Here is a 25,687-nt window from a genome sequence, read left to right on the forward strand (position 1 = left end):
GCGCGTCACTGAGCTTGTAAGGCTTATCGAGCGGCTTTACATTACGGAGGCGATATCGGTGAGGGACACTGTGGGGATCCAGAGTTTATCTAACCAATAAGTCCAATTAAGCCCAAAAACTCTGGATATCAAAAAACCTGACAAAACTTTTCAGCACCATCATTTTTATTTAACTTACTGATTTTTAATGATTAAAAACTTATAGAAACCCCAGAAAGCAAAAAACCCGCCTTTAGAGCGGGTTTCTTCATAGATGGTGCCCGGACTCGGAATCGAACCAAGGACACGGGGATTTTCAATCCCCTGCTCTACCGACTGAGCTATCCGGGCAACGGGGCGCATTAAACCGTAAAGGCGGAATGTCGTCAAATGCTTTTCAGTGGAAAACCGATCGATTGCACTCTTTTCCATCAGTTGCGCCGCCTGGTCGCTAAAAATGCGCTTATCCAGCGCCTGCGGTTTGCACCGCCGCTGCCGGAGGAGGAGGCGGTGGCAAGAAGATATGGTCGAGAATTTGCCGCACCACCGGTGCAGCCACCACCCCATCGCTACCGCCGTTTTCGAGAATAAATGCCATCGCAACTTTAGGGTCGTTAAACGGCGCAAACGCGGTATAAAACACGTGATCGCGCAACCGAATCGGAATCATTTTAGCGTTATAGGTCTGGTTTTGTTTCAGGCTAAAGACCTGTGAAGTTCCACTCTTAGCGGCAATGCCGTAAGGTGCGGTATGGAAAAACTTATAGCCAGTACCATTCGGCGCATTCGCCATGCCAAACATCGCATGCCGCACTAAGCTCCAGTAAGGCGATTTCGGATCGGCAATTTGCTGCTGCGTCGCTTGCCGATAATACGTCACGCTCTTACCGCGCGACGCGGCATACAGTAAATGTGGCGTCACCACATGCCCGTTATTAATCAGCGCGTCGAGCGCCTTCACCATTTGAATCGGCGTGGCGATCCAGTACCCCTGCCCAATGCCGACCGAGACCGTATCCCCCTGATACCACCCTTTTTTATGCACTTTCTGCTTCCAGTCACGGCTGGGCAGCAACCCGCTGTATTCTTCGTTAAGATCGATACCGGTTGGCCTGCCGTAACCAAACTCACTTAACATCCGATGGATACGATCGATACCCATCTCAAACGCTACCTGATAGAAAAAGGTATCTGCCGACTCTTCAATCGCGCGGGTCACATCTAGCAGGCCGTGGCCGGTTTTCTTCCAGTCACGATAGCGCCGATCGGTGCCCGGTAGCGTCCAGGTCGACGCGCCAAAAAAGGTGGTTTGCGGTGTGATAACGCCGGTCAATAACGCAGACATCGCCATATAGGGCTTCACCGTCGACGCTGGCGGATAGAGTCCCTGGGTAACGCGGTTGATGAGCGGCAGGTTTTTATCGGACAGCAGTTGCTTATACGCTTTGTAGCTGATCCCCTTCACAAACGGGTTGGGGTCATAGCTGGGGCTGGAAACCATCGCCAGTACGCCGCCATCACGCGGGTTCTCGATTAATACCGCCGCGCGTTGCCCCTGAACCAGGCTTTCAACATATTGTTGCAAATGAAGATCCAGCGTCAGGGTGATATTTTTCCCGGCGACCGGCGGCACCTCTTTGAGCACCCGAATAATGCGACCGTGGTTATCCACCTCCACTTCTTGATAGCCGGTTTTACCGTGCAACACCGATTCGTAGTAACCCTCAATACCTTGTTTACCAATGTTATGGTCTGCGGCATAGTTCTCGGCAATCCCCGCCTCGCTCAGCCGTTTCTCATCACCATCGTTGATTTTGGAAACATAGCCAATGACATGCGCCAAATCTGCGCCATAGGGATATTGTCGATCCTGATAGGGCTCGATGGTCACGCCGGTAAATTTGAACTGGTTCACCGCAAAACGGGCGACCTCTTCTTCACTCAATTCCGTTTTTAACACCACCGGCTTATAGCGGCTGTTCTGCTTCAGCGCATGATAAAAGTTATCAATATCTTCCGGCGTTAAATCGACAATCGGCGTTAAGGCGCTGAGGGTCTGCTTCATATCCTCAATGCGATAGGGCGTGATGGTAATGTCATACCAAGTGACATTTTTAACCAGTGGAATGCCATTACGATCAAAGATAATCCCACGCGTTGGCGCAACCGGGATCATTTTAATATCGTTCTGGTTAGATCGTGTTTGGTAGTATTTGTGTTGGCGCACCTGCAAGCGATAAAGGTTGAACACCAAAATCCCAAAACAGATCGTCACCACGCCAAACGCGACAATCGCGCGGCGGATAAAAAGTTTTTCTTCAATTTCAAAATTTCTGAATTTCATTACCTGAACTATCACAACATTTTTTTAATCATTCTGTTGCGTAATGATAGAGCGAATCCCCACCGCGACTACCAAAAAGATGCGTGCGCCGAAGGTAAAGTGTGTCATTTGTTGACGAATGTAACAGAATTGATGCAGAGCGCTGCCGGAAAAAGCGCAAGTTAAATCCGAGGAAAAATAAGAATCAATTGCATTCAATAAGTGAATTAATTCTATTTAAAATCAATGAAATAGATTGTAATTTTTGTTAAAAAAACGTTCCTCTTTGAGGGCAAGTGATGCATAATTCGCCACACTAAATCGACGAATTTCCACCTGCCGGAAAAAAGGAATTGCTATGCTAACCAACGAAATGACCGCCAAATTGAATGACCAGCTTAACCTGGAGTTCTTTTCCGCTAACCTCTATCTGCAAATGAGCGCCTGGTGCAGCGATAAGGGTTTTGAAGGCGCCGCCGCGTTTTTAAAACAGCACTCGCGTGAAGAGATGGAACACATGCAGCGTCTGTTTGATTATTTAAGCGATACCGGCGCAATGCCAGTGCTGGGCAGCATTGCCGCGCCGCCGGTTGCCTTTAACTCTCTGAGTGAAGTGTTTCAGCAAACTTACGAACATGAGCAGCTGATTACCCGTAAAATTAATGAGTTAGCGCATGCCGCAATGACGTCGCAAGATTATTCCACCTTCCATTTCCTGCAATGGTATGTGGCAGAACAGCATGAAGAAGAGAAATTGTTCAAATCGGTGCTGGATAAACTGGCGTTGGTGGGTAACAGCGGTAACAGCTTGTTCTTTATTGATAAAGACCTGGCGAAAATGAATACCGAAAACCACGGCCCATCAGCCTAAGTTTTACCGATTAAAATCCGGGCCGTGAGGCCCGGAGAGTTGCTTAAGCCTCTGCCTTACGCTGGCTCAACCCGTAAACCAGCACCACCACAAAACAGATTACCGGCAACGTGTAAGCAATTGCGGTGCCAAAACGATCGGCCAACGCGCCCATACACCACGGCATAATCGCTCCGCCAACAATCGACATGATCATGATAGAGCTGGCGCGTTTGGTTTGCGCCCCCATATTTTTCACCCCCATCGCAAAGATGGTTGGGAACATGATCGACATAAAGAAGAACACCGCAATCAGCGCCGGTACCGCCACACCGGGTATGCCCGCCACCACCAGTACACAGAGCACGATATTAATTAACGCATAGGCGCTTAGCAGCGTAGCCGGGCGAATGCGGCCCATCAGCCAGGTACTGACAAAGCGTCCAACCATAAAACAAATCAACCCCACCGACAGTAAATAAGAGGCGTAAGCGTTGCTGATGTTCTGCCAGTGTTCCGTCACGTAGTTAATAAAGAAGGCGCCCACGCCGACCTGTGCGGCAATGTAGAAGAACTGAGCGATAACCCCGCCGGTAAAGTGCTTATGCTGCCAAAGCGGACGCGTTACGCCGCGCTCAATATCGCGCGCGTCGCCCTGCTCACGAATATCCGGCATGTTGGTGCGGTAAAACAGGAAGGCGATCAACAACACCAATACCGCGATCCCGACATAGGTAAATTTGACCGAGTCCTGTGCGCTACTGGTCTGTTGCCCGGCGGTAAAGAACAACGAGCCGCCAATCATCGGGCCGAGAAACTGTCCGAGCCCATTGAAAGATTGCGCCAGGTTCAGACGGCGTTCCGCGCCAGACGAGTCGCCCAATACCGTCGCAAACGGGTTGGCGGCGGTTTCAAGGCAGCCAAGGCCAGAGGCGATGACAAACAAGGCAAACAGGAACAGCGCAAAACTGTTCGCCGCCGCTGCCGGGATAAACAGCAACGCGCCCACCGCATAGCACAGCAGGCCAAGGATAATCCCGGCGCGATAGCCACGCTTATCCATAAAGAAACCCGCCGGTAATGCCACGATAAAATAGGCACCGAAATAGGCCGCCTGTAACAAACCGGACTGCGCTTTGTTAACGTGTAGCGTCAATTGGAAGTGCTTATTCAGCACATCCAGCAGGCCATACGATAACCCCCACATAAAAAACAGACTGGTCACCAGCATAAACGGCCAGCGATAACTGATTGGCGCCGACTTTTCCGGTTGGCCGGTCAGCGTATTTTTTCCTGCAAACATCGGGTTTCTCCTCACTCGGTGAAATCATTCCGGTTGTTCGCTGAGGGCGAAAATGCGCCGCATCGGCGCCCATTTCTCTCCGTCAGCCGTCCAGGGTGTCGGGCGCTGATATTTCCACATCAGCGCCTCCCACGCCTGAATCTCCGCAACCTGTTGGCAATGCTCTGCATACTGCTGCCCGTTAAACTGCTGATTAACCTCGACCACCATAAATAACCGGTTACCGAGGCGGTAAATTTCCATATCGACAATACCGAACTGGCGCATCGCCGCCGCTACCGCCGGCCAGATGCGCTGATGGTGCGCTTCGTATTCGGCGATTAATTGCGGATCGTCGACCAGATCGAGCGCCTGACAGAAACGCCGACTCATTCGCCAATCGCCCGATCAAGGTGCACATAGCCGCCGTCAACAAACAGCCATTGTCCGGTGGTATGCGAAGCGCGTGGCGAGAGGGCGAACACCACCGTATTGGCAATCTCTTCCGGCGTGGTCATACGCTGGCCCAGCGGGATCCGCGCGGTAATTTGCGCCAATTTCTCCTCCGGCTGGCTGAAGGTGGCGATCCAACTTTCATACAGCGGCGTCATCACTTCCGCCGGGATCACCGCATTCACCCGGATTCCATCGCTGAGTAACGAAGCCGCCCACTCGCGAGTCAGCGCCAGAATGGCGCCTTTCGACGCGCTATACCCACTGGTGTTCCCCTGCCCGGTTAGCGCGGTTTTCGAGCTGATATTCACAATCGCGCCACGGCTTTTACGTAACGCATCAAGGCTGTAATGCACCATTTGGTAGTAATGGATCAGGTTTTTCTCCAGCGAGCCGACGAAGGCTTCGCGCCCCTCTTCCAGGCCGATACCATCGTTGACGCCAGCGTTATTCACCAAACCGTCAATACGTCCGAAGCGTTTAAGAACCTCATCAACCGCCTGCTGGCACTGGCGCTCATCGCTGAGTTCAGCGGCGATAAACCACGCCTGTGGCTGGCGTTCCTGTAGCTGCGCCATAAAACGTGCGTCGGGGGTTTTATTGGCAACGATAACTGGCGTTGCGCCCTCTTCCGCCAGTTGCAGGCTGATAGCGGCACCAATACCGGAACCGCCGCCGGTGACAATCACCACCTTGTTATCCAAAAACAAATTCATTTAAACCTCCAGTTGATAGATGCGGCTCGCGGTTCCGCCGCGAATGGCGTCCTGTTCATCTGCCGACAGCCCGCCGATCGCCTGTTCGCATAGCGAGTGAACCTGCGCGTAGTCGCCCGCCAGCCGACACACTGGCCAATCGGAGCCAAACATCAGGCGCTCCGGCCCAAACAGCGATAACGCCGCATCAATAAACGGTAATAACGTCTCGGGTTGCCATCCTTGCCCGGCTTCGGTAATCAGGCCGGATAATTTGCACGCCACATGCGGTAACGCCGCCAGCGGAGCAACCTGTTCTGCCCAGTGCCGCGCGCCGCGGGCAATATCCGGCTTGCCACAGTGATCCAGCACCAACCAGTGCGCATCATGCCGACCTGCAAACTCAGCCGCGGCGTTTAAGTCGCGCCAGGTGACCAAGAGATCCCAACAATAGCCTGCGCGCTGGAGCTGGTTGATCCCCCGCGCCACCTCTGGCCGCGCCAGCCAGCCCGCCGGATCGATTTCATCCTGTACCAGGTGGCGAAAACCGCATAACGCAGGCTGTGACCAGCGCGCCAGCCGCTCCGTCAGTTGCGGTGATGTGACATCCACCCACCCCACCACGCCTTTAATGCGCGTCTCCTGTTCGGCGAGCGTTAACAGCCAGTCGGTTTCCGGCTCGCAGGGGCGCGCTTGTACCGCAATGCTGCCGTCGATCGCGTGGGCATCCAGCAAGGGCGTCAATTGCGGCGGCATAAAATCGCGCGCCAGACGCGGGGAGTCGATCCACGGGAAGGCCTCCGGCTGGTAATGCCAGAAATGCTGATGCGCATCGATCCGCGGCAGACGGCTCATGCCTGGCGCCCCCGGAAGCGATATTGCTCAATTGAGGCCGGATACATTTCGATCGAGAAGCCCGGCGCCTGCGGCGGCATATAGGCCGCGCCTTTAATCTCACAGGGATGTTTAAAGTGTTCATGCAGGTGATCGACGTATTCAATGACTCGTCCTTCGTGGCTACCGGCAATCACCAGATAATCGATCATCGACAGATGCTGGACGTATTCACACAACCCCACGCCGCCCGCGTGTGGGCACACCGGCAAGTTGTATTTCGCCGCCATTAACATCACCGCCAGCACTTCGTTGACGCCCCCCAGACGACACGCGTCGATCTGTACAACATCGATTGCACCGCGCATGATTAACTGTTTGAAAATTATGCGGTTTTGGCACATTTCGCCAGTGGCGACTTTGACCGGGTGTACCCCTTCACGGATTTTGCGATGGCCTTCAATATCATCCGGGCTGGTCGGCTCTTCAATAAACCACGGCTTAGCGAAGGCCAATGAATTCACCCAGCGGATCGCATCGTCCACTTCCCAGACTTGATTGGCATCGATCATTAACTGACGATCCGGGCCAATCACTTCACGCGCAATGCGCACACGACGAATGTCATCTTCCAGGTCGTGGCCCACTTTCAGTTTGATATGCGAGAAACCGGCATCGATGGCTTGCTGGCACAGACGGCGGAGTTTCTGGTCGTCATAGCCCAGCCAACCAGCGGAGGTGGTGTAGCACGGGTAACCATGCGCGGCTAATGCCTCCCGGCGCTGTGCTTTGCCTTCGGCGCGTTTTTGCAACAATTGCAGCGCTTCTTGCGGCGTAATACAGTCGGTCAGGTAGCGGAAATCAATACACCGGACTAGCTCTTCAGGCGTCATATCCGCCACCAATTGCCACACCGGTTTACCTTCCGAACGGGCCCACAGATCCCACACCGCATTGACCACCGCGCCGGTTGCCAGATGGATCGCGCCCTTATCCGGCCCGATCCAACGTAATTGGCTGTCGCCCGTGATTTCACGCCAAAAGCGCCCCATATCAGCCGCGATGGATTCCAGCGAACGCCCCACCACCAGCGCCGACAGCGCTTCGATCGCCGCACAACAGATTTCATTGCCGCGACCAATAGTAAACGTCAGACCATAACCGCTCAGGTCTGGACTGTCGGTTTCCAGAATGACGTAGGCTGCCGAATAATCCGGATCGGGGTTCATCGCATCGGATCCATCAAGATGAGCCGATGTTGGAAAGCGCACATCTTCAACGCGCAATTGCGTAATAACGGTCATGGTTACCTCATGTCATGTCACAATTTCGGCCTTAAGGTTCAGCCGACAATAACGGAAGCGACGGTGGCGGCTTTCCTTCTCTGCATGGCCTAATGGTCAGGCCATTGAGTGAGTAAAAAAGCGCTCGTTATTCACCAGCGATAGCGGTACAAAGGTCAGGCCATCAACGGCGTTTTTATGCAGCGTTCTGGTCTAAGCTTTGTTACCATGAAATCTGTCGCACCACTTTTCCTTAACCAAGTAATTACATAAAAACAACAAAAGCACCAAACGATGTCGTCGTAAAATGCAGGCTGAATCGCTTAAACAACTCAAAGGATGGTCGCCGTCATGCCGATAACCAGACTGGAAAACCCAAGAATTTACAGGCAAATAGCCGATCAATTGCGGGATTTAATCGAACAAGGCGAATTTCCGCCCGGCAGCCGGTTACCGGCAGAGCGCGAATTGGCTCGTCAGTTACAGGTGAGCCGCGCTTCGGTGCGAGAGGCGTTAATTGCGCTCGAAGTGGTGGGTTTGGTAGATGTCAAAGTAGGTAACGGCGTGGTGGTCAAGGCTCGGCCTACCGGCAGCGCCCGGCAACAACCCTCGCCTAATTCCGGGCAAGAAGTGGACAATGAGCTAGGCATTGATATTGATTTTAATGCCGAGCTACCGCCCTTTTCACTGTTGCAGGCGCGCCGGTTAATTGAGCCGGAAGCCGCCGCGTTGGCGGCGCGTAACGCCAGTGAAGAACACCTCACCTTGATTCGCGCCGCGTGGGAACAGAACCGCGCCGACAATCTCGCCGGTTCGCACACGCATCCCGGCGATCGCCTGTTCCATATCCGTATCGCTCAGGCCAGCGGCAACCAAACCTATGCGTTTATCATCGCGCATCTCCTCGGGCACCGGTACGGCACCATGTTTCGCATGCTACAACGCCGTTACACGCCACAGGATATGCCGCACCGTTCGGAGATCGAACATCTGGCGATCCTTGAGGCGCTGGAAGCGCGCGATGCGCGGCGTGCGCGCAGCGCAATGAAAAACCACCTCGATCAGGTGATCGCGATTTTTTCGCGTGAATAGCGCCCGCTGGCGCTTAACGCGTGATTACAGGCTGGTTAAGCGCGTCTCCGCCGGTTGCGGGCGGCCAAACAGATAGCCCTGAAAGAGGGTACATCCCTCTTCTCGCAGCTTCGCAAACTGCTCGGCGCTCTCGACCCCTTCGGCGGTAATCTGAATATCCAGACTGCGGCTCATACCGGTAATCGCCCGGATAATCGCTAACGCTTCCCGGCTGTCGGCCATATCGTTAATAAATGACTTATCAATTTTAATTTTATCAAACGGGAACGACCGTAAATAACTCAGCGAGGAGTAACCGGTACCGAAATCATCCAGCGCAATCAATACCCCCAGCGCTTTCAGGCTTTGTAGGGTACGGATATTGCCTAACGTATCATCCAGCAACACCGACTCGGTAATCTCCACTTCCAGCCGGGATGGCGGCAAGCCGGACTCTTGTAACGCCCCTTCAACGATCGAGATTAACCCACTGTTTTTAAACTGTATCGGCGACAAGTTGACCGATACCGTTTGTTCTCCCGTCCAACTTTTGGCTTCACGACACGCTTCATACAACGCATAGGCGCCAAGACTGTGGATTAAGCCCGTCTCCTCCGCAATTGGAATAAAATCGCCGGGCAGAATGATCCCGCGCTGCGGATGGTGCCAACGCATCAGCGCTTCGTAACCGAGGATGGTTTTCAATTCTCCATCGGTGATCGGTTGGTAGTAGAGACGCAATTGGCGTCCTGAAATGGCATCACGCAGATCATTCTCAATGGTTCGGCGCATACGCGCCATCTCATCCATCGCGGCGGTAAAATACTCAAACCGATTACGTCCATTGCGTTTCGCTTCGTACAGCGCCATATCGGCGCAACGCAGCAGATGTTCGGGCGTGGCGAGCTTCCCTTCCGCCAGCGCAATCCCAACGCTCAGCCCAACCGAGAGATGGTGCCCTTCAATATTGACCGGCGGGTGAACCGCTTCAATTAAACGGTTGGCGATAGCATCCACCTCGGCATTCTCCGTTAGCCCCGGTAACACAATCGCAAATTCATCGCCGCCAATACGTGCCAGCGTATCCTGCTCACGCAATACCGCCCGCAAGCGTCGCCCGATTGAGCGCAGTAATTCGTCGCCGATTTGATGCCCTAAAGCGTCGTTAACGTTTTTAAAATTATCCAGATCAAGGCACAGCGTCGCCGTCCGCTTCGCATTGGCGCCGTCCTGACGTAACGCATCGCTCAGGCGCTGCCGGAATAATACGCGGTTGGGTAAACTGGTGAGATTATCGTGATGCGCCATATGATGGATACGCGCATCCGCTTCGCGCTGATCGGTCACGTCATCAACAATCAACATCACATAATGGGTACGCGCATCTCCGCCGTGAATCATCGCGGCACGCGTATGTAATACGCGTTCGCCGTGCGCGGTGAGCAGTTGCTGCTCGCTTTTATGAATGCCTTCGCTGCGTAACGCGGTATCGGCCAGCGCATTAAAATAATCGCTTAATTCCGGCGTCATACACTCATGCGGCTTTTTGCCCTGCATGCTGCTTTTCACCGTCCCGAACAGATGTTCAGCTTTGCGGTTAACCAGCAGAATTTTTCGGGTGATCGCATCTTCCACAATCACACAGGAGGGAATGTTACCGATCACGGTGTCAAGGAAACGCGAAATCGAGGTGACGCTTTCGCTTTGCGCAACGGCTAAATCACGTGCGCGGGTAATCTGCTGCTCGTATTCGCGGCGTTCAGTAATGTCGTGGGTGACCTTGGCAAACCCCAGCAGCCGACGCTGTTCATCATAGATGGCATCGATCACGACATGCGCCCAGAACGCGCTGCCATCTTTGCGATAACGCCACCCTTCGCCTTCATAGCGCCCGGTTTTTAAAGCAATCCCTAAATTGGCATCCGCCGCTTTATTTAACCGCTCTTCATGACTGTAAAACAGGGAAAAATGTTTCCCCAGCACCTCCTCCTCGCGGTAGCCTTTGGCGCGTTGCGCGCCGGTATTCCAGTTGGCGACCGTACCGTCCGTGTTAAGCATATAAATGGCGTAGTCGACCACGCTTTGCACCAGCAAGCGATACATTACATCGGAATTATTATTCATAGTTTGCGCCCGGTTGCGGCTTAGATGTCACCCGTCTCCGCACGCCTGGCTCCGCCGGGCGGATATCAGGAATACGGCGTCTCTATGCGGTTATCGGCGGCGCATGGCAGATATTCAGCGGGAAAAAGATGAATTAGGCTTAACAGTACGCCCTATGTGAGATTCCCGCGCACAAGCACTACGCGGGAACCCGGAGAGATCCGTTAGCGGTGCGCGGACATCGCCGCATCGTGCAGGTTTAGACGCTGCCAGAAGTTTTGTTCACCGACGCCGCCGGAAAGTGGATAACCATCGGCTAACGCGGTGCGTACCATTAACTGGCGACGTTGCGCCGCGCTGAGTTGCGGTAGCGGCCCTTCCAGTAACACTTCCGCGCCATCCGGCACACGAACAGCGGCGCTGGTTGCCGCAATGCGCGGTAAATTGTAGGTCATGGTGAACTGGTAGAAAGTCTTCATTGATGGGTCGCGATACGGATCGTCAGTCGCCGAGCTGGCCGCGCACTGCGCTAAGCGCATACCGCACTCTTTTTCCAGCGCGGCGCGCAGTTCGCTTTTCGCCTGTTCGAACAGTGGACGATAGTGGGCATCATTAAGGTAATGTGCCACGTTGCGTTCAGCCACCATTCGCGAGCCGATCACATCCAGCGGATAATGGACGCCGAGTACAATGCGTGAGTAGCCATAGCGCGCGCCGCGATCGATCAATGGTACGAAGCGTTCCGGGATCATTTCAGCTAACAGTAACGCATCGGTGTAGCCGGTGTTGGTATGTCCGCTCGGAAATGCGCCGCCATCGGCGCCGTAGGGAACATTATCTTTTACCACTACATTGTCCGGTACTGAATGAATGGTATTGCCCGGTTGCAGGAAGGGACGTGGATAGTTGAAATGTTTTTTCGCCGCATTGGTGCTGACTTCCGTTGCCTTAATTAGAGCGGCCGCCTTACGCAATTCGCCCTTGTTATAGGCACGCAAAAAAGCCTGGCCCAGCGTCGGGCCTAAGGCATCGGCAAGGAAATAGAGGTGGTTAATGCCTTCCGCATCCGCCAGCGCCTGCTCACGAGTGCTTTGCGTCGCATCGCGATTAATGGCGGTGACCGTTGCTTCACTTTGCGCTTTGGTTGAGGCCGGCAGCGTGTTAAACGACTCCAGTAGCGCAATGCCGGCCTGCTGCTGGCTTGGGTAGTTAAAATCATAGCCGCTGGCTTTTAACCACGCTTTATCCGCCAGTTGCGAACTTTGGCTGGCTTTTGCAAGCTGGTCGCGCGTGAGGGTCGGCGCGCTGCCGCGTAGCGCGCTACGCAAATCGCTCAGGATCTCGGCTTCCAGCGCGATAAATGACGGGCTATCGCTGGCTGGCGTGGTGTTATCGACAATCGCGGCGACGCGTGCCGGGTCAATCGGCTGCGCAACGGCCAGTTGGCTAATCAGCAACGAACCGGCAATGCATGAAAGAGTGAAACGCATATAACCCCTTATAAAAAAATAAACCTGGCTGAGCCAGGTTAAAGCGTTGTGATGACGTTTTTATTGCAATCACGCTATTTCCGCGCCAAAAAAGGGTGTGCTTGTTTGATTAAGCGCGAGGCGCGGGTCAACAAGGGGCGATAAAGATAAACCGGGCTTTACCGCTGCTGGCGGGCAATAGGATGCCAGATTTCTACTAACGCGCCCTCCCCACCGCTAATCGGGTCAGTTTGCGGCAACGGAACCTGTTTAATCTGCCCGATGGCCTGCGTCAGCTTAGTTTTATCATCACGCCAGGTTTGCGGCTCCATACCGGCCGGATAGGCGCCCACCGAGAAAAAATCATCGCTGGCGGAAATTTGTCGATGCCCAACCCCCGCCGGAATAAGTACCGCATCACCGGCGCGTAATGTCACCATACGCCCGCTTTCGCCGCCAAACAGTATCTCTGCCCAGCCAGCGCTAACACCGAGCAGTTCATGTGTATTGGGGTGATAATGGGTATACGGAAATACCGGATAGCGCCAACGCGGCGGCCAATCATGGCTGGCAAACAGCGCCTCAAACCAGGCGGCAAAATCCTCCGTCTCCTCTGGCACCACTTGCGGATAAATGATCAGCGGTAATGGATTGTTCGGGACACCATTGGAGGGCGCAGCCAACATCAGGTGCTGGGGATTGTTTGAGGTGCCGGAAAAAAAGGTACCGGCAGCAAAAGACATGGTCGCCATCAGTAAACGGTTTGCGGGAAACATAGCGCGTATCCTGGTGAGGAATATTGTTATTGTTAGTGTGGCATCAATTAACAGACAAGCAACAAAATCATTGCAGCCATCTTTACAAAAGTCTTTAAGCAGAATGAGTTAAGTCAAATTACTCCCGGCATACCGCAAACTGTTATAGCTAAACCGGTGCCATCTGTGTCTGCCATAATCGTTAAAAGCATGCTCTACTGTAAACTGGCTATGCGTTCCTGATCGAGGTAAAAAATGGATGCTATTAAACAAATCCTGCTGCGCGAAATCGACACCTTAAATCGCGAGGAGTTACGCGACAATAAACCGCGTTTCAGCTTTAACTTCCTCAAAACGCATCCGGGCTTATGGCTCACCATGTACGTTTGCTACGCGCTGTGCGTGGCATTGATTTTTACCACCGAATTTCTTGGCTGGCCCGCGTTTTGGGGCGCGACGGTGTTTGTCCTGCTGATGAGTTTTTTAATGCTGCTGGACATTAATCCCAAATACCGTTTTGAGGATATTGACACCCTTGACCTGCGGGTTTGTTATAACGGCGAATGGTATTATGTCCGCACGCTGTCCGATGAGGCGGTTAGCGAGATCCTTAACCATCCCACTACGCCAGATAACGTGAAAGAAGGCGTTAAAAAATTACTTTCGCTCAAAGGCGAAGTGGATTTTTATGACGTCTATTCCCTCACGTGGGGCCATGCGCGCGCCGCGTCGGTTTAATTCCTCACATCATGGCGGCAATCAGGCCGCCTAAAATGGCTACCGCCGCTTCTTGCGCGTCATCCCATGCCCAGGCAGCATTAAACCGAAAATAGTTAGCGTACTGCTGCCCGGAGGAGAACATACTGCCGGGCGCGATGCTGATGTTATGCTCCAGCGCGCGGTAATAGAGTTCGGTGGCATTCACCTGCTTCGGTAATTCAATCCATAAAAAATAACCGCCGCGTGAATCATTAATCCGCGCGCCATACGGAAGGTGCCGCTTCAAAGACTGGCGCGCCAAATTTTTGCGTTGTTCCAGTATCTGCCGCAATTTGCGTAGGTGGCTATCATAGCTGCGCGTACCGAGATAATTGGCTAACGCCAACTGCATTGGCGCACTGGTGGACAACGTGCTCATTAATTGCAAACGCTGGATACGCTGCGCCTGTTTCCCCGCCGCCACCCAGCCGACGCGGAACCCGGCGACCAGATTTTTCGAAAAAGACGAGCAGTGCAGCACGTTGCCTTGCTGATCGAAGGCTTTTGCCGGTAGCGGCTTTTCTCCGCCAAAATAGAGCTCGTTGTAGACATCATCTTCAATCAGCGCCACGTGGTGCGACTCCAGCAGCGCCACCAGTTGTTGCTTTTTCGCCTTACTTAAGGTGAACCCGACCGGGTTTTGTTGGTTGGTCATCAGCCAGCAGGCCTTGATCGGCCAGCGTGTTAACGCCTGTTGTAACTCCTCTAAATCCATCCCATGCTGTGGGTCGGTAGCAATCGCCACCACTTTCAACTTCAGCCGCTCAATGGCCTGTAACGCACCATAAAATGCCGGGTTTTCGATCACCACCCAGTCGCCCGGCTCGGTCACCGCTTGCAGACTCAGGTTGAGCGCCTCCATCGCGCCATTGGTAATCACTATCTCATCTGGCGATACCGTCACGCCTTGTTGCGCATAACGCTGGGCCAGCGTTTTACGTAACGCCTCATTACCCGGCGGCAGGTTATGAATAGCATCACCTGGCGTCAGATTGTGCGACACACTGTTCAGCGAGCGCATTAATTGGCGCTGTGGGAACAATTCAGGGTCGGGGAATGCCGATCCGAATGGGATAATCAGCGGGTCGCGGCAGGCTTGTAACACATCAAAAATAAACGCATTAATATCCACCGCTTCCGCCAATTGTACTTTTTGGTGGGAAACCGGTTGGCTAAGAAACTCGGCGCGCGGCGCGACGTAGTAACCTGACTGCGGGCGTGAAGCAATCCACCCCTGACTCTCCAGCACTTGATACGCGTGCATCACCGTCATTAGGCTTAAGCCGCTCAGGCTTACCTGTTCACGTAGTGAAGGGAGTTTTTCGCCCGGTTGCCAAACTTCCGCTTCAATTTGCGCGCGGATTTGATGCACCAGTTGTTGGTATTTTGCCACGGCTGTTACAGGTCAAATGAGGGAGTCAGGAAACTATTATAGGTTTATTTAACGGGTCTGATAAGCCGATGTTGGAAAAAACATCGGCTATTAGTATGTTGCCGTTGCGCGCGGCTACATCGCGGTCACCGGCGCGGTTGCATGGCGTGCGTGGTATTGCTTAATCAACCGCTTAATCACTAACGTCCCAATCAGGCCGCAGATGGCGGAGAACGTCAGCCAAACGCCAGGCATAGCTTTATCACCGGTGGCATGAATCAAGTAGCTGGATACCGCAGGGGTAAACCCGCCAAACAACGCGGTTGCCAGACTGTACGCCATTGAGAAACCGGACGCGCGAACCTCAACCGGCATCACCTCTGCCAAATACACCACCATCGCCCCGTTATAGCTGGCGTACAGGAAGGAGAGCCACAGCTCCGCCTCCAGCAAATGCATCAGCGTAGGCGACCCCACCAACCAGTGCAGCACCGGCCAGGCGGTTAACACGATCAGGATGGTAAACAGAATCAGCAAGGGCCGCCGCCCTACCCGATCGGACAACGCGCCCATTACCGGCAGCCAGAACAGGTTGGAAATGCCGACGCACAGCGTTACCAGAAAACTCGCCTTATCACTCATCATCAAGACGGTTTTACCAAAGGTTGGCGTAAAGGCGGTGATCATATAAAACATCACCGTAGTGGTTACCACCATCAGCATCCCGGCCAGCACCAGCGCCCAGTTACTGGCCACCGAGCGCATAATTTCACTCATCGATGGATGGTGTTTACGTTGGCTAAACGCCTCGGTTTCTTCCAGCATACGCCGGACCCAGAACAGAAAAGGCACAATCATGCAGCCAATCACAAACGGGATACGCCAGCCCCATTCGGTGACCTGGTCTTTTTCCAACACATGGTTCAGCAACAACCCCAACAGCGCGGCGAAGATAACCGCCACCTGCTGGCTACCGGATTGCCAACTAACATAAAAACCTTTACGCCCTTTCGGGGCGACTTCGGACAGGTAAACCGAGACGCCGCCCAGCTCAACGCCAGCAGAAAAGCCCTGCAATAAGCGCCCCAGCAAAATCAGGATCGGCGCCGCCGCGCCCAGCGTCGCATAGCCAGGCACGCAAGCGATAGTCAGCGTACCTACCGCCATCAATCCCAGGGTCACTAACAACCCTTTACGCCGCCCATGATGGTCAATATAGGCGCCAAGCACAATCGCGCCCAAAGGGCGCATCAAAAAGCCGGCGCCAAAGGTCATCAGCGTCAGCATTAGTGAGGCGAAGGGATCGTCTCCCGGAAAGAAGGTTTTGGAAATGGCGGAGGCATAGTAGCCAAACACCATAAAGTCATACATCTCAAGAAAATTACCGCTGGTAACGCTAAAGATGGTTTTCGCACCGCTTTGCGATGTTTTTGATGCAGAGGTCATTGAATATATCCCGGCTTCCTTGTGTTTTTCCCTTTTAGCCTGAGAAGCACGGTTTTAACGTGACGAAAGTCACCATTGTGATTTACAAAAATACCAATTTTAGTAACTAAAAATTAACAAATATGTGGCTAATGGCCTGAAGGGAAAAGAAGAAAAACGAAGCGGGATAAAAAAAACGCCGGAAATATCCGGCGCTTAGTTATTTGTTGGCGGTTTCCATACCCATCAAACCAATTTTTAAATAACCGGCCTGACGCAAAGAATCCATCACATTCATTAAGGTTTCATAATCTACGGTTTTATCCGCCTGGAAGAAAATGGTGGTGTCCTTTTTCCCTTCCGTTTCGCCATTCAGCGTTTCCACCAGGTTCTCTTTGGTGACCGCCTGATTGCCGATATACAGTTGCTTATCGGCTTTAATTGACAGATAGACCGGCTTTTCAGGACGCGGTTGCGGCGCACTGGTTGAAGCGGGCAAATTAACGCGGACGTCCACCGTCGCCAACGGCGCTGCAACCATGAAGATGATTAACAACACCAACATCACGTCGATAAATGGCGTGACGTTGATCTCATGCATTTCACCATCAGTATCCAGATCGTCATTCAATCGCATTGCCATAATGCTTAACCTACCCGCAGTTTCTGGGCGGCATGTACGCGTTGCGACTCGCTTTCGCCGCTGCTGGCGAGATCTAAATCCCGGCTTTGCAATAACAGAACCTGGGCGGCGACATCCCCTAACGATGCCTTATAGCTGGCGATCATACGGGCGAAAATATTGTAAATCACCACCGCCGGGATCGCCGCCACCAGACCAATCGCGGTTGCTAACAACGCCTCGGCAATACCGGGCGCTACGACAGCCAGGTTGGTGGTTTGCGTTTTGGCGATGCCGATGAAGCTGTTCATAATGCCCCACACGGTACCGAACAAACCGATGAATGGCGCAATGGCGCCGATGGTGGCGAGGAAACCGTTACCGCGCCCGGCATAACGGCTAAAGGCCGCCACCCGGCGCTCCAGACGGAAACCGGTACGTTCTTTAATCCCATCGTTATCAGCAGAGCCGGCAGAGAGCTCAAGCTCATTCTGCGCTTCTTTGAGGAGTTGCGTGCTTAAGCTGCGCGGTGAAAAACCGCCGCAGGTTTCCGCTGCCTGACGCAGAGAACGCGCGTCAGACAACGCCAGTTGTTCACGTTTAATGCGGCGCTTTGCCGACGTTAACTCGGCGAATTTACTGAAGAAAATGGCCCAGGTGACAACGGATGCCAACAACAATCCAATCATTACCGTCTTTACCACGATATCCGCATGCTGGTACATGCCCCAAACGGAAAGGTCCGTTTGCATCAAATCACTGGCTACCACGCTGTTTCTCCAACCTTAATTAAGCATTATCAGAACCAGCGCGGATCATACCAAATTAGGCGTGAATTGATAGTAGTTCTCATTATTATTTACAAACATTACGACGCGTCGGCGCGTTTTCGCCGCGCGCAGGTAATGGATATTCAGGACATGTTTTGCTTTTGTGATGCTACATGGAAAATTATTAAAACAACGTTTCAATAATGTGATGAGACTCATCCAATTGACATGAAGCCAATTTTTAACCAGCGCAATTTCTCTATATTAAATCAGCCCTCGTGGCATCAGACCTCATACCTCTACTAACGCTATGGCAAAAAATAGATTCTCATCACGCGCTGGAGAACATTTAATGATGATGAAAAAAAAGCTACTCGCGATTTCCCTGGCTTCCGCCGCTCTGATGGCATCCATGACCTCGGTTGCGGGCGCGGCAACGGTATTTAAAGTTGCCGAAGTACAACCTGCAGGTTACCCCACCGTGGTGGCCTTACAACATATGGGCGAAAAACTAAAAAAAGCCACCGATGGGCGTCTGGCAATGAATGTTTTCGCCGGTGGCGTGCTGGGTGATGAAGACCAGACGCTGCAACAAGTACAAATTGGCGCGGTCGATATGATTCGCGTCTCATTAGCGCCGGTAACTACCATTGCGCCAGAGACCAGCGTGCTGACGCTGCCGTATGTGTTCCGCGATGAAGATCATATGCATAAGGTGCTGGATGGCGCGGTGGGCAAAGAGATTACTGACGCTTTCGATAAAGACCCGAATACCCGCATGGTGTTCCTTGGCTGGACCGATGCCGGGGTGCGGAACATGATCACCAAAAAACCGGTACAGAAACCGGAAGATCTAAAAGGGATGAAAATCCGCGTACAGAATAGCCCCATCTCACTGGCGACCCTGAAAGCAATGGGTACTAACCCCGTCGCGATGGGCGTCAGCGAAGTGTTTAGCGCCATGCAAACCGGCGTGGTTGACGGCACCGAAAATAACCCGCCGACCTTTGTGGCGCATAACTACATGCCGGTCACCAAATATTACACCTTAACCGGCCACTTCATTCAGCCGGAAATGATCCTGTTCTCGAAAAAGTCGTGGGATAAATTGTCTGCCGACGATCAGGCGCTGATGAAGAAATTGGGTAAAGAGGCGCAGGATGAAGAGCGGGTTTTATGGGCGAAATATAACGATGAATCAGTGGCGAAAATGAAAGCGGGCGGCGTCACCTTCCAAAAAGTTGATCGTGACTACTTTGTCAAAGCCACCCAATCGGTGCGCGATCAATATGGCGCTAACTATAAGGATCTGATGAAAAAGATCGCTGACGTTAAATAACCGTTTCCGCGCCGGATTCGCTTCCGGCGCGCCCTGGTCAGGAAAATCGCTATGTCTGCTTATTCACGTCTGATGGATGTGTTGTATTTGTTGTGCATGGTTGTCGCGGCGATTGCGCTGATGATCATGGTCACTGTTATTCCTATCGGTATTTTCGCACGCTACGCGCTGGACAGCGCCCTTTCCTGGCCCGAACCGGTGTCCATTGTCTGCGTGATTATCTTTACCTTTATCGGCGCGCCGGTCGGTTTCCGCGCCGGTACGCATATTTGCGTTTCCATGGTGACCGATCGCTTGCCGCCGCGTGCGCGCCGCGTTGCTGAGATCGTCTGCGATCTGATGATGATCGCCGTCTGCATCATTATTTTCCAGGCAAGCTATAGCCTGTGCCAAGACATGTGGCTCCAGCCGCAGGCCTCGCTGCCCGACGTAACATTTGGCGAAATGTATCTCCCGATTCCGGTAGGCGCGATTTTTACGCTGTTGTTTGTGGTAGAGCGTCTGTTCTGCGGCGAGCAGACCCAGCGTCGTTTGGTTTTACTCGGCGGCACACACTGATTCGGAGTTCATCATGGATGCATTAATTTTAATTGGCAGCCTGTTAGTTCTGTTAGCCTTCGGCTTTCCGGTGGCCTTCGCCGTGGGTTTCAGCGCCTTTATCGGCGCCTGGTGGATCGATCTGCCACTCGAAGCGGTGATCATCCAGATCACCAACGGCATCAATAAATTTTCTCTGTTGACCATTCCGTTCTTTATCCTCGCCGGCGCGATTATGGCTGAAGGCGGCATTGCCCGCCGTTTGGTTAATTTTGCCTATATTTTTGTCGGCTTTATCCGCGGCGGCCTGTCGCTGGTGAATATCGTTGCCTCCACCTTTTTTGGCGCGATTTCGGGTTCATCAATCGCCGACACCGCCTCAATCGGTTCGGTAATGATTCCGGAAATGGAAGCAAAAGGTTATCCGCGCGATTTTGCTACCGCGGTCACCGCCAGCGGTTCGGTCCAGGCGGTGTTAACGCCACCCAGCCATAACTCCGTAATTTACTCGCTGGCGACCGGCGGCGTCGTCACTATCTCCTCGCTGTTTGTCGCCGGTATTTTTCCCGGCTTGTTGCTCGGCTTATGTTTAATGATCATGTGTGTCGGCTTCGCCCGTAAGCGCGGCTACCCCAAAGGCGAACGCGTTCCTTTCAAGGAAGCAGTGAAGATTTTCTTTAACGCCTTCTGGGGCCTGTTCACGATTGTGATTATTTTGGGCGGGATCCTTTCCGGCGTGTTTACCGCCACCGAGTCAGCGGCGATTGCTTGCCTGTGGGCATTTTTCGTCACGATGTTTATTTATCGCGATTTCAAATGGAACCAACTGCATATTTTGCTGTTTCGCACCATTAAAACCGTGACCATTGTGATGGTGTTAATTGCCTTCGCCGCCGGGTTTGGCGCGGTGATGACCTTTATGCAGTTACCACAAATCATTACCGAGTTCTTTACCAGCATTTCGAGCAATAAATATGTCATTCTGATGTGCATCAACATCCTGCTGCTGCTGATTGGCACGCTGATGGATATGGCGCCGATCATTTTGATTTTGACGCCGGTGTTATTGCCGGTCACCACCGCGCTGGGTGTCGATCCGGTTCATTTCGGTATGATTATGATGCTGAACCTCGGTACCGGTTTAATTACTCCGCCGGTTGGCTCGGTGCTGTTTGTCGCCAGCGCGGTCGGCAAACAGAAGATTGAGCAGGTGGTGAGAGCGATGTTGCCGTTCTATTGCCTGCTGTTCGCTGTGCTGATGTTGATTACCTATATTCCGGCTATCTCGCTGTGGCTACCCCATGTGATGGGGGTGATGTAGGCCAAGAGAGGATGATTGCGTCCGAAACGGCGTTCCTGTAACGCCGTTTCGGGCCGGTTACTATTTTTGGCGGCAGATTCCGATAATGAAAAATACCAATGAAACCCCGTTGGTTAAACGTGGTAAGTTACTTAACACGAGTATTCAGGGTTTGGCAGGACGTTTGGCATGTCGACAAAAAAAATCGAGACCACGCTGATAGGCGCGGGTCGTGCAAAAAAATTTACCCAGGGTTCGGTTAACAGCGTTATTCAACGCGCCTCTTCCTTAGTTTTCGATACCGTTGCCGATAAACAGCGCGCGACCGCGGGTCGTGCCGATGGCGCACTGTTTTATGGCCGTCGCGGCACCTTAACCCACTTTTCCCTCCAGGAAGCGATGGTTGAACTGGAAGGCGGCGCGGGCTGTGCGCTCTATCCTTGTGGCGCGGCAGCGGTTTCTAATGCGATTCTCTCCTTCGTGGAGGCGGGCGACCATGTGTTAATCAGTGGCGCAGTGTATGAACCTACCCAGGACTTTTGTACCAAGATCCTCAGCAAGCTAAACGTTTCCACCACCTTTTTTGATCACAGCATCGGTGCGGAGATCGCCGAACAGGTGCAGCCCAACACTAGGGTGGTGTTCCTTGAATCCCCCGCGTCCATCACCATGGAAGTGCAGGACGTTCCCGCCATCGTTGCCGCCGTTCGCAGCAAAGCGCCTGAGGCGATTATCATGTTGGATAATACCTGGGCCGCCGGCGTTCTGTTTCGCCCGCTGGATTTCGGCGTGGATATCTCGATTCAAGCCGGAACCAAATACCTGGTGGGGCACTCTGATGCGATGATTGGCACCGCCGTTGCCAATGCACGCTGCTGGGCGCAACTGCGGGAAAACTCCTACCTAATGGGGCAAATGGTTGATGCCGACACCGCCTATGTCACCAGCCGCGGGCTGCGTACGCTGGCGGTACGGTTACGCCAACATGAAGAGAGCGCGTTGCAGGTTGCCCACTGGCTGGAACAGCGGCCAGAAGTTGCCAGAGTAAATCATCCGGCGCTGGAGCAGTGTCCCGGACATACTTTCTGGAAACGGGATTTTAGCGGCAGTAGCGGCCTGTTCTCCTTCGTGCTCAAGGAGAAGCTTAGCCCATATCAGTTGTCACAGTATCTCGATAACTTCCATCACTTCAGCATGGCCTATTCATGGGGCGGTTTTGAGTCGTTGATTCTGGCTAATCAACCGGAAGAGCTGGCAGCCATCCGTCCGGTTGCCGGGGTGGATTTTACCGGCACACTGGTGCGGCTGCATATCGGGCTGGAGCATGTCGACGATCTGATTGATGATCTAGCCGCCGGGTTTGCCCGTATTAAGGAAGCTGGCGGTCGCTGAGAACGCTTAAAAGTTAACCAAAACCTCAACCTCGCGGCAACGTCATCATACAGATCAAAGTGCCGCCGGGGATTTGCGGTTACACTTGGCCCGAGCCTTACGCGTTTACAGCGCAAGATGAAGTGGAATGGGATACAACATGGGTGTATTACATGAGATTGTTCAGGCGCTCTGGCATCAAGATTTTGCCGCACTGGCCAATCCTGATGTGGTTTGGGTCGTTTACTGTGTAATGTTTATTACTCTCTTTCTGGAGAATGGCTTACTGCCAGCCTCTTTTTTACCGGGCGATAGCTTGTTGTTGTTGGCAGGCGCGATGATTGCCAAAGGCGTGATGGATTTTGTTCCCACCATGGTTATTCTTACCACCGCCGCCAGCCTCGGCTGTTGGTTAAGTTATCTTCAGGGGCGATGGCTGGGTAATACACAAATCGTTAAAAGCTGGTTGATGCATTTACCGGCGCAATATCATCAACGCGCCTGGCATCTGTTTAACCGCCACGGCTTGATGGCGTTGCTGGTTGGCCGTTTTCTGGCTTTCGTCCGTACATTATTGCCCACCATGGCGGGTATCTCCGGCCTGAAAAACAGCCGTTTTCAGATCTTTAACTGGCTGAGCGGGTTTTTGTGGGTCTCGATTGTGGTGACGTTTGGTTACGGCATCAGCCAGGTCCCGTTTATTAAGCGCCATGAAGACCAGGTCATGGCGGTGCTGATTATCCTGCCAGTTGCCTTGCTGTTTATCGGCTTAGCCGGCAGCGTTGCGCTGATCTGGAAAAAGAAACGGCGGCGCGCCTGAGCGCGTGCCGCAGGTTAACCGCTTAGCCGGTTAATCGCATCCGTGTCATCTCTTCCCCCGGCGTAACGCCGAAATAGCGCTTAAATTCACGCGAGAATTGTGAAGCGCTCTCATACCCCACCTTCATCGCGGCGGCGCTCGCCTTCAACCCGCCTTGCAACATCATAATGCGTGCCTGATGCAGACGGTACGTTTTCAGATATTGCAGCGGCGAAGTGCTGGTCACCGCCTTAAAGTTATGGTGAAACGCGGAAACACTCATATTCACTTCAGCGGCCAGCAACTCTACGCTGAGGTTATCGGTGTAATGGTTTTCGATACGTTTTAGCGCGCGGGAAATTTGGCTAAATTGCGTATGACGACTCACCAACGATAACAATGCGCCGCCGCAAGGGCCGGTTAACACGTAGTAGAGGATCTCGCGAATAATATTCGGCCCCAGCACTCGGGCATCGCGCGCGGTCACCATCGCATCCAGCAAGCGTTCCGTGGCGCACAGCATCTCTTCGGTCAAAAATGAGGAGTGAATTCCTTGTGTTTGCGGCTTCGGATGAAAACTGTCGTCCTCGCCTAACTCAATCAACAAATCTTGCAGCCGCAGCATATCCACATGAATCGTCATCCCGGCCAGCGGATCTTCCGGTGAAGCGAAGGTCTCACACTCAAACGGCAGCGGAATGGTCAACATCAGGTATTTGGTGGCGTCGTAATTAAAGGTAGTGGTGCCGATATACCCGACTTTGCTGCCCTGAAATAAAATCACAATCCCCGGCTTGTACATTACTGGAGTACGTCCGCCGGGCGTATCGCCATACAGCAGTGTGACATCGGGCAGTTCAGGAAGCGATGAGCGGCCAGCGTTACGTAAAGCGATAACTTGCTGCGCCAGTCTGGCACAGATAGCGTCACGATCCATTTTCGTCTCTCGTTGTAGATGATATGCAGAAATATTGCCTTTTTACTGCGCAATTCTCCAGCCTTACGCAGAAACAGGCAAGATTCATGCAGAAATGAGCATTGAGGCGCCAGGTCATTATCCTGACAATGGTGTCCAACAAAACCCATCGCTGCCAGATCAAAAGGATAACCACGATGAATAATTTTACCCTCCACACCCCCACCCGTATTTTGTTTGGCGAAGGCCAAATCGTGAATTTAAGCCATGAAATTCCGGCGGGAAGCAAAGTGTTAATCACCTTTGGCGGCGGCAGTGTGAAGAGCAACGGCGTGATGGATCAGGTGTATACCGCGCTGAAAGATTTTGATGTGCAAGAGTTCGGCGGGATTGAACCCAATCCAACCTATGAAACGTTAATGAAAGCGGTTGAGGTGGTCAAAGCAGAAAAGATCGATTTCCTGCTGGCGGTTGGCGGCGGTTCCGTGCTGGACGGCACCAAATTTATTGCCGCCGCCGCTTTCTATACCGATGAGCCCTGGAACATTTTGAAAACGCGTGGCGCAGAAATTAAGCAAGCGCTGCCGATGGGTTCGGTACTGACTCTTCCGGCGACCGGATCTGAATCTAACAGCGGCGCGGTGATTACTCGCCGTGCAACTCACGACAAGCAAGCGTTCCATTCGCCGCACTGCCAGCCAGTGTTCGCAATTCTCGATCCGGTTTACACCTATACGCTGCCGCCGCGCCAGATTGCCAACGGCGTGGTCGATGCTTTCGTCCACACCATTGAGCAATATCTGACTTATCCGGTGAATGCCAAAGTGCAGGATCGTTTCGCTGAAGGCTTATTACTGACGCTGGTTGAAGAAGGCCCGAAAGCGTTGCAGGAACCGGAAAACTATGGCGTGCGCGCTAATGTCATGTGGAGCGCCACCATGGCGTTGAACGGCCTGATTGGCGCCGGCGTGCCGCAGGATTGGGCAACGCATATGCTCGGCCATGAGTTAACCGCGCTACACGGTCTGGATCATGCGCAAACCCTCGCCGTGGTGCTCCCTTCGCTGATGAATATTAAACGTGTGGAAAAACGCGAAAAACTGTTGCAGTACGCGGAACGCGTTTGGGGTATCACCGACGGTGATGATAACGCGCGGATTGATGCGGCCATTGCGGCAACTCGAGGCTTTTTCGAAACCATGGGCGTACCAACCCGCCTGCAAGATTACCAGCTTGACGGCAGCTCGATTCCAACGTTGTTGACCAAGCTGGAGGAGAAAGGTCTGACACAACTGGGCGAGCATAGCGACATTACCCTCGACGTCAGCCGTCAGATTTATCAGGACGCGTGCTAAGCATTCTCACGGATAGAGACATCTC

Annotated in this window: 23 protein-coding genes and 1 tRNA gene; 9 read left to right on the forward strand and 15 right to left on the reverse strand. The window is 53.1% G+C overall.

The window, feature by feature from the left end:
• Positions 1-254: 254 nt before the first annotated feature.
• Both PMPD1_RS19030 and mrdA read right to left on the reverse strand, forming a co-directional pair.
• Positions 255-330: transfer RNA gene (locus tag PMPD1_RS19030), tRNA-Phe, on the reverse strand.
• A 112-nt stretch (positions 331-442) separates the two neighbouring features.
• Positions 443-2,323 (reverse strand): penicillin-binding protein 2, encoded by a 1,881-nt coding sequence (gene mrdA / locus PMPD1_RS19035; protein ID WP_173635524.1) that lies wholly within the window; start codon positions 2,321-2,323, stop codon positions 443-445.
• Between the two features lie 337 nt (positions 2,324-2,660).
• Between mrdA and ftnA the strand changes: the two genes are divergently transcribed.
• Positions 2,661-3,173 (forward strand): non-heme ferritin, encoded by a 513-nt coding sequence (gene ftnA, locus PMPD1_RS19040; protein ID WP_173635525.1) that lies wholly within the window; start codon positions 2,661-2,663, stop codon positions 3,171-3,173.
• Positions 3,174-3,216: 43 nt separating this feature from the next.
• Here the strand turns inward: ftnA and fucP are convergent, their stop codons facing one another.
• From fucP to PMPD1_RS19065, 5 genes are read right to left on the reverse strand one after another with little or no spacing between them, the layout of a single operon-like run.
• Complete coding sequence (fucP, locus tag PMPD1_RS19045; RefSeq protein WP_173635526.1) at positions 3,217-4,455, reverse strand: L-fucose:H+ symporter permease; 1,239 nt, start codon at positions 4,453-4,455, stop codon at positions 3,217-3,219.
• 24 nt (positions 4,456-4,479) lie between these two features.
• Positions 4,480-4,827, reverse strand: coding sequence for an L-rhamnose mutarotase (locus PMPD1_RS19050; protein ID WP_173635527.1), 348 nt, complete (start codon positions 4,825-4,827; stop codon positions 4,480-4,482).
• The gene (locus tag PMPD1_RS19055; protein ID WP_173635528.1) at positions 4,824-5,603 is read right to left on the reverse strand and encodes an L-fucose dehydrogenase; all 780 of its coding nucleotides are present in this window, start codon (positions 5,601-5,603) and stop codon (positions 4,824-4,826) included. Before PMPD1_RS19055 ends, PMPD1_RS19050 begins: the two co-directional genes overlap by 4 nt.
• Positions 5,604-6,428, reverse strand: coding sequence for an amidohydrolase family protein (locus PMPD1_RS19060; protein WP_173636287.1), 825 nt, complete (start codon positions 6,426-6,428; stop codon positions 5,604-5,606).
• A gap of 5 nt (positions 6,429-6,433) precedes the next feature.
• Complete coding sequence (locus PMPD1_RS19065) at positions 6,434-7,720, reverse strand: L-fuconate dehydratase (protein WP_173635529.1); 1,287 nt, start codon at positions 7,718-7,720, stop codon at positions 6,434-6,436.
• A gap of 330 nt (positions 7,721-8,050) precedes the next feature.
• Here PMPD1_RS19065 and PMPD1_RS19070 point away from each other — a divergent pair, with 330 nt between their 5' ends.
• Positions 8,051-8,791 (forward strand): FadR/GntR family transcriptional regulator, encoded by a 741-nt coding sequence (locus PMPD1_RS19070; protein ID WP_173635530.1) that lies wholly within the window; start codon positions 8,051-8,053, stop codon positions 8,789-8,791.
• A gap of 24 nt (positions 8,792-8,815) precedes the next feature.
• Here the strand turns inward: PMPD1_RS19070 and PMPD1_RS19075 are convergent, their stop codons facing one another.
• From PMPD1_RS19075 to PMPD1_RS19085, 3 genes are all read right to left on the reverse strand, one after another.
• The gene (locus tag PMPD1_RS19075) at positions 8,816-10,894 is read right to left on the reverse strand and encodes an EAL domain-containing protein (RefSeq protein ID WP_173635531.1); all 2,079 of its coding nucleotides are present in this window, start codon (positions 10,892-10,894) and stop codon (positions 8,816-8,818) included.
• A 203-nt stretch (positions 10,895-11,097) separates the two neighbouring features.
• Positions 11,098-12,363, reverse strand: coding sequence for an acid phosphatase (locus PMPD1_RS19080; RefSeq protein ID WP_173635532.1), 1,266 nt, complete (start codon positions 12,361-12,363; stop codon positions 11,098-11,100).
• A 158-nt stretch (positions 12,364-12,521) separates the two neighbouring features.
• Positions 12,522-13,118: a cupin domain-containing protein gene (locus tag PMPD1_RS19085; RefSeq protein ID WP_173635533.1), complete on the reverse strand. Its 597-nt coding sequence runs from the start codon at positions 13,116-13,118 to the stop codon at positions 12,522-12,524.
• Between the two features lie 234 nt (positions 13,119-13,352).
• On the opposite strand from PMPD1_RS19085, the gene PMPD1_RS19090 reads away from it, so the two are divergent.
• Positions 13,353-13,835, forward strand: a complete 483-nt coding sequence (locus PMPD1_RS19090) for a YlaC family protein (protein WP_173635534.1) — start codon at positions 13,353-13,355, stop codon at positions 13,833-13,835.
• Between the two features lie 4 nt (positions 13,836-13,839).
• Here PMPD1_RS19090 and PMPD1_RS19095 read toward each other — a convergent pair whose 3' ends face one another.
• The 4 genes from PMPD1_RS19095 to exbB all read right to left on the reverse strand — a co-directional run bounded on the left by PMPD1_RS19095 (position 13,840) and on the right by exbB (position 18,027).
• Positions 13,840-15,249: an aminotransferase-like domain-containing protein gene (locus PMPD1_RS19095; protein WP_173635535.1), complete on the reverse strand. Its 1,410-nt coding sequence runs from the start codon at positions 15,247-15,249 to the stop codon at positions 13,840-13,842.
• Between the two features lie 114 nt (positions 15,250-15,363).
• Positions 15,364-16,674 carry an MFS transporter gene (locus PMPD1_RS19100; RefSeq protein ID WP_173635536.1) on the reverse strand — a complete coding sequence of 437 codons (1,311 nt, stop codon included), beginning with the start codon at positions 16,672-16,674 and terminating at the stop codon, positions 15,364-15,366.
• 199 nt (positions 16,675-16,873) lie between these two features.
• Positions 16,874-17,296: a TonB system transport protein ExbD gene (gene exbD, locus PMPD1_RS19105; RefSeq protein ID WP_173635537.1), complete on the reverse strand. Its 423-nt coding sequence runs from the start codon at positions 17,294-17,296 to the stop codon at positions 16,874-16,876.
• Positions 17,297-17,301: 5 nt separating this feature from the next.
• Positions 17,302-18,027 carry a tol-pal system-associated acyl-CoA thioesterase gene (gene exbB / locus PMPD1_RS19110; protein ID WP_173636288.1) on the reverse strand — a complete coding sequence of 242 codons (726 nt, stop codon included), beginning with the start codon at positions 18,025-18,027 and terminating at the stop codon, positions 17,302-17,304.
• Between the two features lie 370 nt (positions 18,028-18,397).
• Here exbB and PMPD1_RS19115 point away from each other — a divergent pair, with 370 nt between their 5' ends.
• The 5 genes from PMPD1_RS19115 to PMPD1_RS19135 all read left to right on the forward strand — a co-directional run bounded on the left by PMPD1_RS19115 (position 18,398) and on the right by PMPD1_RS19135 (position 23,412).
• A complete protein-coding gene (locus tag PMPD1_RS19115) occupies positions 18,398-19,384 on the forward strand; it encodes a TRAP transporter substrate-binding protein (protein ID WP_173635538.1) in 987 nt (328 codons plus the stop codon).
• 51 nt (positions 19,385-19,435) lie between these two features.
• Positions 19,436-19,942: a TRAP transporter small permease gene (locus tag PMPD1_RS19120; RefSeq protein WP_173635539.1), complete on the forward strand. Its 507-nt coding sequence runs from the start codon at positions 19,436-19,438 to the stop codon at positions 19,940-19,942.
• Between the two features lie 13 nt (positions 19,943-19,955).
• Positions 19,956-21,242, forward strand: coding sequence for a TRAP transporter large permease (locus PMPD1_RS19125; protein ID WP_173635540.1), 1,287 nt, complete (start codon positions 19,956-19,958; stop codon positions 21,240-21,242).
• A gap of 168 nt (positions 21,243-21,410) precedes the next feature.
• Positions 21,411-22,613, forward strand: a complete 1,203-nt coding sequence (metC, locus tag PMPD1_RS19130; RefSeq protein ID WP_173635541.1) for a cystathionine beta-lyase — start codon at positions 21,411-21,413, stop codon at positions 22,611-22,613.
• 139 nt (positions 22,614-22,752) lie between these two features.
• Entirely contained in the window at positions 22,753-23,412 is a 660-nt protein-coding gene (locus tag PMPD1_RS19135) for a DedA family protein (protein ID WP_173635542.1), read from the forward strand.
• Positions 23,413-23,434: 22 nt separating this feature from the next.
• Here the strand turns inward: PMPD1_RS19135 and PMPD1_RS19140 are convergent, their stop codons facing one another.
• Positions 23,435-24,328, reverse strand: a complete 894-nt coding sequence (locus PMPD1_RS19140) for an AraC family transcriptional regulator (protein ID WP_173635543.1) — start codon at positions 24,326-24,328, stop codon at positions 23,435-23,437.
• A 176-nt stretch (positions 24,329-24,504) separates the two neighbouring features.
• Here PMPD1_RS19140 and yqhD point away from each other — a divergent pair, with 176 nt between their 5' ends.
• The gene (gene yqhD, locus PMPD1_RS19145) at positions 24,505-25,662 is read left to right on the forward strand and encodes an alcohol dehydrogenase (protein ID WP_173635544.1); all 1,158 of its coding nucleotides are present in this window, start codon (positions 24,505-24,507) and stop codon (positions 25,660-25,662) included.
• The last annotated feature ends 25 nt before the right edge of the window (positions 25,663-25,687 follow it).

Source organism: Paramixta manurensis (assembly GCF_013285385.1).
Lineage (GTDB): Bacteria > Pseudomonadota > Gammaproteobacteria > Enterobacterales > Enterobacteriaceae > Paramixta > Paramixta manurensis.

Excerpts from the sequence above, each read along its gene's own strand:
- mrdA (WP_173635524.1), bottom strand. The coding sequence starts at position 2,323 with ATGAAATTCAGAAATTTTGAAATTGAAGAAAAACTTTTTATCCGCCGC.
- ftnA (WP_173635525.1), top strand. The coding sequence starts at position 2,661 with ATGCTAACCAACGAAATGACCGCCAAATTGAATGACCAGCTTAACCTG.
- fucP (WP_173635526.1), bottom strand. The coding sequence starts at position 4,455 with ATGTTTGCAGGAAAAAATACGCTGACCGGCCAACCGGAAAAGTCGGCG.
- PMPD1_RS19050 (WP_173635527.1), bottom strand. The coding sequence starts at position 4,827 with ATGAGTCGGCGTTTCTGTCAGGCGCTCGATCTGGTCGACGATCCGCAA.
- PMPD1_RS19055 (WP_173635528.1), bottom strand. The coding sequence starts at position 5,603 with ATGAATTTGTTTTTGGATAACAAGGTGGTGATTGTCACCGGCGGCGGT.
- PMPD1_RS19065 (WP_173635529.1), bottom strand. The coding sequence starts at position 7,720 with ATGACCGTTATTACGCAATTGCGCGTTGAAGATGTGCGCTTTCCAACA.
- PMPD1_RS19070 (WP_173635530.1), top strand. The coding sequence starts at position 8,051 with ATGCCGATAACCAGACTGGAAAACCCAAGAATTTACAGGCAAATAGCC.
- PMPD1_RS19075 (WP_173635531.1), bottom strand. The coding sequence starts at position 10,894 with ATGAATAATAATTCCGATGTAATGTATCGCTTGCTGGTGCAAAGCGTG.
- PMPD1_RS19080 (WP_173635532.1), bottom strand. The coding sequence starts at position 12,363 with ATGCGTTTCACTCTTTCATGCATTGCCGGTTCGTTGCTGATTAGCCAA.
- PMPD1_RS19085 (WP_173635533.1), bottom strand. The coding sequence starts at position 13,118 with ATGTTTCCCGCAAACCGTTTACTGATGGCGACCATGTCTTTTGCTGCC.
- PMPD1_RS19090 (WP_173635534.1), top strand. The coding sequence starts at position 13,353 with ATGGATGCTATTAAACAAATCCTGCTGCGCGAAATCGACACCTTAAAT.
- PMPD1_RS19100 (WP_173635536.1), bottom strand. The coding sequence starts at position 16,674 with ATGACCTCTGCATCAAAAACATCGCAAAGCGGTGCGAAAACCATCTTT.
- exbD (WP_173635537.1), bottom strand. The coding sequence starts at position 17,296 with ATGGCAATGCGATTGAATGACGATCTGGATACTGATGGTGAAATGCAT.
- exbB (WP_173636288.1), bottom strand. The coding sequence starts at position 18,027 with ATGCAAACGGACCTTTCCGTTTGGGGCATGTACCAGCATGCGGATATC.
- PMPD1_RS19115 (WP_173635538.1), top strand. The coding sequence starts at position 18,398 with ATGATGATGAAAAAAAAGCTACTCGCGATTTCCCTGGCTTCCGCCGCT.
- PMPD1_RS19120 (WP_173635539.1), top strand. The coding sequence starts at position 19,436 with ATGTCTGCTTATTCACGTCTGATGGATGTGTTGTATTTGTTGTGCATG.
- PMPD1_RS19125 (WP_173635540.1), top strand. The coding sequence starts at position 19,956 with ATGGATGCATTAATTTTAATTGGCAGCCTGTTAGTTCTGTTAGCCTTC.
- metC (WP_173635541.1), top strand. The coding sequence starts at position 21,411 with ATGTCGACAAAAAAAATCGAGACCACGCTGATAGGCGCGGGTCGTGCA.
- PMPD1_RS19135 (WP_173635542.1), top strand. The coding sequence starts at position 22,753 with ATGGGTGTATTACATGAGATTGTTCAGGCGCTCTGGCATCAAGATTTT.
- PMPD1_RS19140 (WP_173635543.1), bottom strand. The coding sequence starts at position 24,328 with ATGGATCGTGACGCTATCTGTGCCAGACTGGCGCAGCAAGTTATCGCT.
- yqhD (WP_173635544.1), top strand. The coding sequence starts at position 24,505 with ATGAATAATTTTACCCTCCACACCCCCACCCGTATTTTGTTTGGCGAA.